This window comes from Pseudomonas sp. ok272 (assembly GCF_900109995.1).
Lineage (GTDB): Bacteria > Pseudomonadota > Gammaproteobacteria > Pseudomonadales > Pseudomonadaceae > Aquipseudomonas.
Genome location: NZ_FOCB01000007.1, coordinates 246,118 through 253,469, shown reverse-complemented (window position 1 = coordinate 253,469; position 7,352 = coordinate 246,118). Strand labels below are relative to the sequence as shown.

General features: G+C 64.3%; 10 protein-coding genes. 8 read left to right on the top strand and 2 right to left on the bottom strand.

Features of this window, described 5'->3' with window-relative positions; all coding sequences use genetic code 11:
• Positions 1 to 138: 138 nt before the first annotated feature.
• Together BMW74_RS13120 and BMW74_RS13115 are read right to left on the bottom strand one after the other, a co-directional pair.
• A complete protein-coding gene (locus BMW74_RS13120; RefSeq protein WP_093420476.1) occupies positions 139 to 792 on the bottom strand; it encodes a class I SAM-dependent methyltransferase in 654 nt (217 codons plus the stop codon).
• Positions 789 to 1,253, bottom strand: coding sequence for a YbaY family lipoprotein (locus tag BMW74_RS13115; protein ID WP_093420472.1), 465 nt, complete (start codon positions 1,251 to 1,253; stop codon positions 789 to 791). The genes BMW74_RS13120 and BMW74_RS13115 overlap by 4 nt, the downstream gene beginning before the upstream one ends.
• A gap of 128 nt (positions 1,254 to 1,381) precedes the next feature.
• Between BMW74_RS13115 and nrdR the strand changes: the two genes are divergently transcribed.
• From nrdR to BMW74_RS13075, 8 genes are all read left to right on the top strand, one after another.
• Complete coding sequence (gene nrdR / locus BMW74_RS13110) at positions 1,382 to 1,846, top strand: transcriptional regulator NrdR (protein WP_175479208.1); 465 nt, start codon at positions 1,382 to 1,384, stop codon at positions 1,844 to 1,846.
• A complete protein-coding gene (gene ribD, locus BMW74_RS13105; protein ID WP_093420468.1) occupies positions 1,843 to 2,976 on the top strand; it encodes a bifunctional diaminohydroxyphosphoribosylaminopyrimidine deaminase/5-amino-6-(5-phosphoribosylamino)uracil reductase RibD in 1,134 nt (377 codons plus the stop codon). Before nrdR ends, ribD begins: the two co-directional genes overlap by 4 nt.
• A gap of 47 nt (positions 2,977 to 3,023) precedes the next feature.
• Entirely contained in the window at positions 3,024 to 3,689 is a 666-nt protein-coding gene (locus BMW74_RS13100; protein ID WP_093420463.1) for a riboflavin synthase, read from the top strand.
• A gap of 16 nt (positions 3,690 to 3,705) precedes the next feature.
• Positions 3,706 to 4,797 (top strand): bifunctional 3,4-dihydroxy-2-butanone-4-phosphate synthase/GTP cyclohydrolase II, encoded by a 1,092-nt coding sequence (gene ribBA, locus BMW74_RS13095; RefSeq protein ID WP_093420459.1) that lies wholly within the window; start codon positions 3,706 to 3,708, stop codon positions 4,795 to 4,797.
• 90 nt (positions 4,798 to 4,887) lie between these two features.
• A complete protein-coding gene (gene ribE, locus BMW74_RS13090; RefSeq protein WP_093420454.1) occupies positions 4,888 to 5,364 on the top strand; it encodes a 6,7-dimethyl-8-ribityllumazine synthase in 477 nt (158 codons plus the stop codon).
• Positions 5,361 to 5,861: a transcription antitermination factor NusB gene (nusB, locus tag BMW74_RS13085; RefSeq protein ID WP_093420450.1), complete on the top strand. Its 501-nt coding sequence runs from the start codon at positions 5,361 to 5,363 to the stop codon at positions 5,859 to 5,861. The genes ribE and nusB overlap by 4 nt, the downstream gene beginning before the upstream one ends.
• Before the next feature lie 19 nt (positions 5,862 to 5,880).
• Positions 5,881 to 6,846: a thiamine-phosphate kinase gene (gene thiL, locus BMW74_RS13080; protein ID WP_093420445.1), complete on the top strand. Its 966-nt coding sequence runs from the start codon at positions 5,881 to 5,883 to the stop codon at positions 6,844 to 6,846.
• Positions 6,843 to 7,346: a phosphatidylglycerophosphatase A family protein gene (locus tag BMW74_RS13075; protein WP_093420440.1), complete on the top strand. Its 504-nt coding sequence runs from the start codon at positions 6,843 to 6,845 to the stop codon at positions 7,344 to 7,346. Before thiL ends, BMW74_RS13075 begins: the two co-directional genes overlap by 4 nt.
• Positions 7,347 to 7,352 lie beyond the last annotated feature (6 nt).

The following is a 7,352-nucleotide window of genomic DNA, read 5'->3' as shown; positions in this document are numbered from 1 at the left end:
ACCGGCAACATCATAGTTGAGTGTGCCGACGTCTTCGCGGGCAAGCCTCGCTTCTACAGGTAACTGGGCCAGACGCAGGATTTGGATGCACCGCAGCCCACTGTGGGAGCGAGACCGGCTTGCCGGCGAAGCGTTTAGCTATCGCCGCGCATGGTAGAGGCTGACGTGCCGAAACTCTTCAGGTTCGGCCAGGTCCGGCAGGGTCATGGCCTCCAGCATTTCAATGCGCTGGTACAGGGGATGACGGAAGTCGCGCACCCGCGAGTCCGCCACCAGGGCTTCCCGGCCTCGACTCAAAAACGTATCGAGCAGCGGCAGGTTGGCGCGGTCATACAGCACGTCGGCCACCAGGATCAGGTCGAAGCGGTCGGCTTCGTTGAAGAAGTCTGTCGAATAGTTCAGCGTCACGCCATTGAGCTGCGCATTGGCCTGGCACGCGGCGATTGCCAGTGGGTCAAGGTCGCAGGCCACCACTTCTTGCGCCCCGGCCTTGGCTGCTGCGATCCCCGCCACGCCAGAGCCGGCCCCGAAATCCAGCACTCGCTTGCCGGCCACCCACTCGGGGAATTCGGCCAGGTAGCGGGCGATCGCCAGGCCGCTGGCCCAGCAGAAGCTCCAGTACGGTGGCTCATGCAGGATGCGGCGGGTTTCTTCGGGGCTGAAGGCGCGGTCCATGTTGTCACCGTCGATCAGCCACAGGTGCAGGGCGGTATCGGGCAGCGGGCAGGGCACCAGTTGCGCATCGCCCAGCAGTTCACTCAATGCCTGTTGCAGGTCTAGCGGTGCCTTCATGGGGCGGTGACGAATTGCAGCGGGCCCAGCGCCTGGGTGTTGGCTTGGAGGATGCGTTGCGACGGCAGGTGCAGGATCAACTGCCCGGACTGGCTCACGCGTCCGCGCAATTCGACGCGGGCTCCGGCTGGGAAGGCGTCCGGGTTGAAGCGCAGGTGAAACGGCAGTGCGTGGTTGTTGCCGATCAGGGTGGCGCTGGCCAGCAATTGTTGAGGGCGCGAGCGTTCGTCGATCACCAGCAGCGCCAGTTCAACGTCCGAACCGCTGGGTGCGCCTTGCAGGGTGCCACTCAGTTCACGCTGGTAGGCCGGCAACGGGCCCAGCTCGACGGAGGCCTGGGCCTGCTTCTCGGTCATTTTCGAGGCGGGTCCCGGTGCGGGGGCAATGGGTGTCGGGGTATTACTGCTACAGGCCACCAGCAGGCCGGCGAGGCTAAGTAAAACAAGCGGGCGTAGCGGCATGGGTGGCTCCAGCGAGGTCAAATCCAGGGATCAAACACTATAGCCCGTCTGTATACCGCAAACCCTATGGCTTGTCTTGCCACCGGGATGCGCTACCATGGCCCTCCCTTTTTTTGTTGCCAGCCACCATGCACTGTCCCTTCTGCGGTGCCAACGACACCAAGGTCATCGACTCGCGACTGGTCGCCGAGGGCGAACAGGTGCGCCGCCGGCGTGAATGCCTGGCCTGCGGCGAGCGTTTCACGACATTCGAGACCGCCGAACTGGTGTTGCCGCGCCTGATCAAGACTGACGGCAGCCGCCAGCCATTCGACGAAGAAAAGCTGCGCGCCGGCATGCTGCGCGCCCTGGAAAAACGCCCCGTGAGCCTCGAACGCCTGGAGTCCTCACTGGTGCACATCAAGCACAAGCTGCGGGCCACGGGCGAGCGCGAGGTCAAGTCGCTGGTGGTCGGAGAACTGGTGATGGAAGAGCTGCAAAAGCTCGATGAAGTCGCCTACATTCGTTTCGCCTCGGTGTATCGCCGCTTCCAGGACCTCAACGAGTTCCGCGAAGAGATCGATCGCCTGGCCCGTGAGCCGGTAAAAGAATGATCATCTCCCCGCAACAAGCTGTCCTCGACGCCCACTACATGGCGCGAGCCCTGGAGCTGGCGCGCAAGGGTCACTACACCACCCACCCCAATCCACGGGTCGGATGCGTGATCGTGCGTGACGGGCAGGTCGTCGGCGAAGGCTGGCACGTGCGTACCGGCGAGCCCCATGCCGAAGTCCACGCCCTGCGCGCCGCCGGTGAAAACGCCCGGGGCGCGACCGCCTACGTGACGCTGGAACCGTGCAGCCACCACGGCCGCACGCCGCCGTGCGCCGATGCACTGGTCCATGCCGGCCTGGCGCGGGTGGTCGTCGCCATGCAGGACCCGAACCCGGAAGTCGCCGGTCGCGGCATGCAGCGCCTGGAGCAGGCCGGTATCGCCACGCTCAGTGGCGTGCTCGAAGCGCAGGCACGTCAGCTCAACCAAGGTTTCCTCAAACGCATGGAACACGGCCTGCCGTTCGTGCGGGTCAAGTTGGCCATGAGCCTGGACGGGCGCACCGCCATGGCCAGCGGCGAAAGCCAGTGGATCACCGGGCCTGCGGCGCGTAGCGCGGTCCAGCGTCTGCGGGCCCAGGCCAGCGTGGTGTTGACCGGCGCCGACACGGTGCTGGCCGATGACGCGCGCTTGACCGTGCGCGCCGACGAACTGGGGCTCGATGCCGAACACACGGCGTTGGTCATGAGTCGCCCACCGCTGCGGGTGTTGATCGACGGCCGCCTGCGCGTGCCCCTCGACGCACCGTTCTTCAAGGCCGGCCCCGCGCTGGTCGCCACCTGTGTCGCGGTGGAGGAGCAATATGCCTGCGGCCCGGAGTGCCTGATCGTGCCGGGTGAAGACGGCCAGGTCGACTTGCGCAAGCTGCTCCAGGAACTGGCCCATCGCGGCGCCAACGAAGTGTTGGTGGAAGCCGGCCCACGCCTGGCCGGCGCGTTTGCTCAGCAAGGCCTGGTGGACGAGTACCAGATCTTCATCGCCGGCAAATTCCTCGGCTCCACCGCGCGCCCGTTGCTGGATTGGCCGCTGACCCAAATGGCCGATGCGCCGGCGCTTAAAATCACTGACATTCGTGCTGTGGGCGATGACTGGCGAGTCACTGCCATTCCCGTGCCCGCAGCGAGCGTATAATTCCCGGCCATTGCGCTAGCGCTGGCCCCGTTCTCGAGGAGGACTTCATGTTTACCGGCATCATCGAATCCATCGGCAGTATCCGTGCATTGACCCCCAAGGGCGGAGATGTGCGGGTCCACGTAGACACCGGCAAGCTCGACCTGAGCGACGTCAAGCTGGGCGACAGCATCGCGGTCAACGGCGTGTGCCTGACTGCCGTCGAGTTGCCAGGCAACGGCTTTGCGGCGGATGTCAGCCGTGAAACCCTCGACTGCACCGCGATGAATGACCTCAAGGGCGGCAGCCCGGTCAACCTGGAAAAAGCCCTGACCCCGACCACCCGCCTGGGCGGCCACCTGGTCAGCGGCCACGTCGACGGTGTCGGCGAAGTCGTCACCCGCAGCGATAATGCCCGCGCCGTGGAGTTCCGGATCCGCGCGCCGAAAGAACTGGCCAAGTACATCGCCCACAAAGGCTCGATCACCGTCGACGGCACCAGCCTGACCGTGAACGCGGTCGATGGCGCCGAGTTCCTGCTGACCATCATTCCCCACACCCTGAGCGAAACCATCATGGCGTCCTACCAGCCAGGGCGGCGGGTGAACCTGGAAGTCGACTTGCTGGCCCGTTACCTGGAGCGCTTGCTGCTCGGTGACAAGGCCGCCGAACCGACGAAGGGCGGCACCATCACTGAAAGCTTTCTGGCCGCCAACGGCTACCTCAAATCCTGACTCAAGGGGGTGCCTTGTGGCGCTCAATAGCATCGAAGAACTGGTTGAAGACATCCGCCAAGGCAAGATGGTCATCCTCATGGATGACGAAGATCGCGAGAACGAAGGCGACCTGATCATGGCCGCCGAGTGCTGCCAGCCCGAGCACATCAACTTCATGGCCAAGCACGCCCGTGGCCTGATCTGCATGCCGATGAGCCGCGAGCGCTGCGAACTGCTCAAGCTGCCATTGATGGCGCCGCGCAACGGTTCCGGCTTCGGCACCAAGTTCACCGTGTCCATCGAGGCCGCCACCGGCGTGACCACCGGCATCTCCGCCGCCGACCGGGCCCGCACCGTGCAAGCGGCAGCGGCCAAGGACGCCAAGGCCGAAGACATCGTCAGCCCCGGCCACATCTTCCCGCTGATGGCCCAGGCCGGCGGCACCCTGGCCCGTGCCGGCCACACTGAAGCCGCCTGCGACCTGGCGCGCATGGCCGGTTTCGAGCCGAGCGGGGTGATCTGCGAGGTGATGAACGACGACGGCACCATGTCCCGTCGCGCCGAACTGGAAACCTTCGCCGCCGAACACAACATCAAGATTGGCACCATCGCCGACTTGATCCACTACCGGATGATCCACGAACGTACCGTTCAGCGGATTGCCGAGCAGCCGCTGGACAGCGAACTGGGCCAATTCAACCTGGTGACCTATCGTGATTCGGTAGAAGGCGACGTGCACATGGCCCTGACCCTGGGCCACATCTGCGCCGAAGAACCGACGCTGGTGCGGGTGCATAACATGGACCCGTTGCGCGACCTGCTGATGGTCAAGCAGCCGGGCCGCTGGAGCCTGCGCGCCGCCATGGCCGCGGTGGCCGAGGCCGGCAGCGGTGTGGTGTTGTTGCTGGGGCACCCGCTCGAGGGCGACGTGTTGCTGGCGCATATCCGCGAAACCGCCGACCAGGCCGTGGTGAAAAAACCGACCACCTACAGCACGGTCGGGGCGGGTTCACAGATTCTGCGTGACCTTGGCGTGCGCAAAATGCGCTTGATGAGCGCGCCAATGAAATTTAATGCGATATCCGGTTTCGACCTGGAAGTTGTAGAATACGTGCCCTCCGAATAAAGGCCGGTGTTTTCACCCCCTTGTTCGCGGTTCAAATATCACTGAGGGATACGTACTGAACGTGTCCCGGCTCTTTAAGAGATTTGTCGAATGACCCTGAAGACCATCGAAGGTACCTTCATCGCCCCCAAGGGCAGCTATGCCCTGGTTGTCGGCCGCTTCAACAGCTTCGTCGTTGAAAGCCTGGTAAGCGGTGCTGTTGATGCCCTGGTTCGCCATGGCGTGAGCGAAAGCGATATCACCATCATTCGTGCCCCTGGCGCCTTCGAAATCCCGCTGGTTGCGCAGAAAGTCGCTCAGAAGGGCGAGTTCGCGGCAATCATCGCCCTGGGCGCGGTCATTCGTGGCGGCACCCCGCACTTCGAATACGTGGCAGGCGAGTGCACCAAGGGCCTGGCCCAGGTGTCCATGGAGTTCGGCGTGCCAGTGGCCTTTGGCGTACTGACCGTTGATTCCATCGAGCAAGCCATCGAGCGTTCCGGCACCAAGGCCGGCAACAAAGGTGCTGAAGCTGCCCTGTCCGCCCTGGAAATGGTCAGCCTGCTGGCGCAGTTGGAGGCCAAGTGATTAGCGACGAAAGCGATCGTTTCAACCCCCGCGACCCGCGCCCTGCGGACGCCGGCAAGCCATCCAAGAGCGTCAAGCGTCGCGAAGCGCGTCAGCTCGCGACCCAGGCACTGTATCAATGGCACATGGCCAAGCAGTCGTTGAATGAGATCGAAGCGCAGTTCCGGGTCGATAACGACTTCACGGATGTCGACGGTGCTTACTTCCGCGAGATCCTGCACGGGGTTCCGGCGCACAAGAGCGAAATCGACATGGCCCTGGCGCCTTGCCTGGACCTGACCATCGAAGAGCTGGACCCGGTTGAACTGGCGGTGTTGCGCCTGTCCACCTGGGAATTGATGCAGCGTGCCGACGTCCCGTACCGCGTCGTGATCAACGAAGGCATTGAATTGGCCAAGGTCTACGGCTCCACCGACGGCCACAAGTTCGTCAACGGTGTCCTCGACAAACTGGCCCCGCGCCTGCGTGAAGCTGAAGTGAAGGCGTTCAAGCGCTAATCGGCGCTTGACCTAGCCGATGGGCGAGTTCGAGCTGATCCGCAACTACTTCGCCGCCGCGCCTTGTGCGCAGGGCGGCGATGGCGTTGTCCTGGGGATTGGCGACGACTGCGCCTTGCTGGCGGTTCCCGCTGGGGAGCAGTTGGCCATTTCCACCGATACGTTGGTGGCCGGCGTGCACTTCGCCGACCCGTGCGATCCCTTTCTGCTCGGCCAGCGCTCGCTGGCGGTGGCGGTCAGCGACCTGGCTGCCATGGGCGCCACCCCCCTCGCGTTTACCCTTGCCCTGACCCTGCCGACGGTGACTGCCGCTTGGCTGGATGCCTACGCCCGTGGTTTGAACGCCATGGCGCAGGGCTGCGGGGTGCGCTTGGTGGGCGGTGACACCACGAGCGGCCCGTTGACCTTGACCCTGACCGTGTTCGGCCGCGTGCCGGCCGGTCAGGCCCTGACCCGCAGCGGGGCCCAGGTGGGCGACTTGCTGTGCGTGGGGGGCGAGTTGGGTAACGCCGCGGGCGCCTTGCCATTGGTGCTGGGCCAGCGCACGGCGCCGGCGGACATCGCCCAGGCGTTGCTGGCCCATTACTGGTCGCCGCAGCCGCAGTTGGCATTGGGGCAGGCGTTGCGTGGCAAGGCCACGGCGGCGCTGGATATTTCCGACGGCCTGTTGGCCGATTGCGGACACATCGCCAAGGCCTCGGCTGTCAGCGTGCTGATCGACAACGAAACACTGCCCCTGTCTGCGGCGCTGGTCGGCTTTCTCGGCGAGAAGGCCGCCCGCGTCGCGGCACAAAGTGGCGGCGACGATTACGTCCTGGCATTCACCTTGCCGCCCGGGCATCTGCCGGCGTTGCTGGCTGACGGCTGGCCGATCCACGTGGTGGGCCGGGTCGTGGCAGGGCAGGGCGTCACGCTGTTGGATGCACATGGACAGGACATCACCCCGCAAACCCGGGGTTATCAACATTTTCGGGAGACACCGTGACAGATCACCCCAAGCAGGTCCCTGCGGCGAACGTGCCGCCCTCGGTATGGACCAACCCTTGGCACTTCCTGGCGTTCGGCTTCGGTTCGGGCACCTTACCCAAGGCGCCGGGCACCTGGGGCTCGCTGGTTGCGCTACCCTTTATCCCGTTGTGGCAAATGTTGCCCGACTGGGGCTACTGGTTGATGCTGGGCATCACCATGCTGTTCGGCGTCTGGCTGTGCGGCAAGGTGGCCGACGATTTGCGTGTGCACGACCACGAAGGCATCGTCTGGGATGAGATGGTCGGGATGTGGATCACCCTGTGGCTGGTGCCTGAAGGTTGGTACTGGCTGTTGGCGGGTTTTTTGCTGTTCCGCTTCTTCGATATTCTCAAGCCCTGGCCGATCCGCTGGATCGATCGGCACGTGCACGGCGGCATCGGTATCATGCTCGACGATGTGCTGGCCGGCGTGTTCGCCTGGTTGGGGATGCAAGGGTTGGTCTGGTATTTCGCCTGAATGATG

What these genes read in the sequence shown, in the direction of transcription:
- BMW74_RS13120 (WP_093420476.1), bottom strand. Translation starts at nt 792, where the DNA reads ATGAAGGCACCGCTAGACCTGCAACAGGCATTGAGTGAACTGCTGGGC.
- BMW74_RS13115 (WP_093420472.1), bottom strand. Translation starts at nt 1,253, where the DNA reads ATGCCGCTACGCCCGCTTGTTTTACTTAGCCTCGCCGGCCTGCTGGTG.
- nrdR (WP_175479208.1), top strand. Translation starts at nt 1,382, where the DNA reads ATGCACTGTCCCTTCTGCGGTGCCAACGACACCAAGGTCATCGACTCG.
- ribD (WP_093420468.1), top strand. Translation starts at nt 1,843, where the DNA reads ATGATCATCTCCCCGCAACAAGCTGTCCTCGACGCCCACTACATGGCG.
- BMW74_RS13100 (WP_093420463.1), top strand. Translation starts at nt 3,024, where the DNA reads ATGTTTACCGGCATCATCGAATCCATCGGCAGTATCCGTGCATTGACC.
- ribE (WP_093420454.1), top strand. Translation starts at nt 4,888, where the DNA reads ATGACCCTGAAGACCATCGAAGGTACCTTCATCGCCCCCAAGGGCAGC.
- thiL (WP_093420445.1), top strand. Translation starts at nt 5,881, where the DNA reads ATGGGCGAGTTCGAGCTGATCCGCAACTACTTCGCCGCCGCGCCTTGT.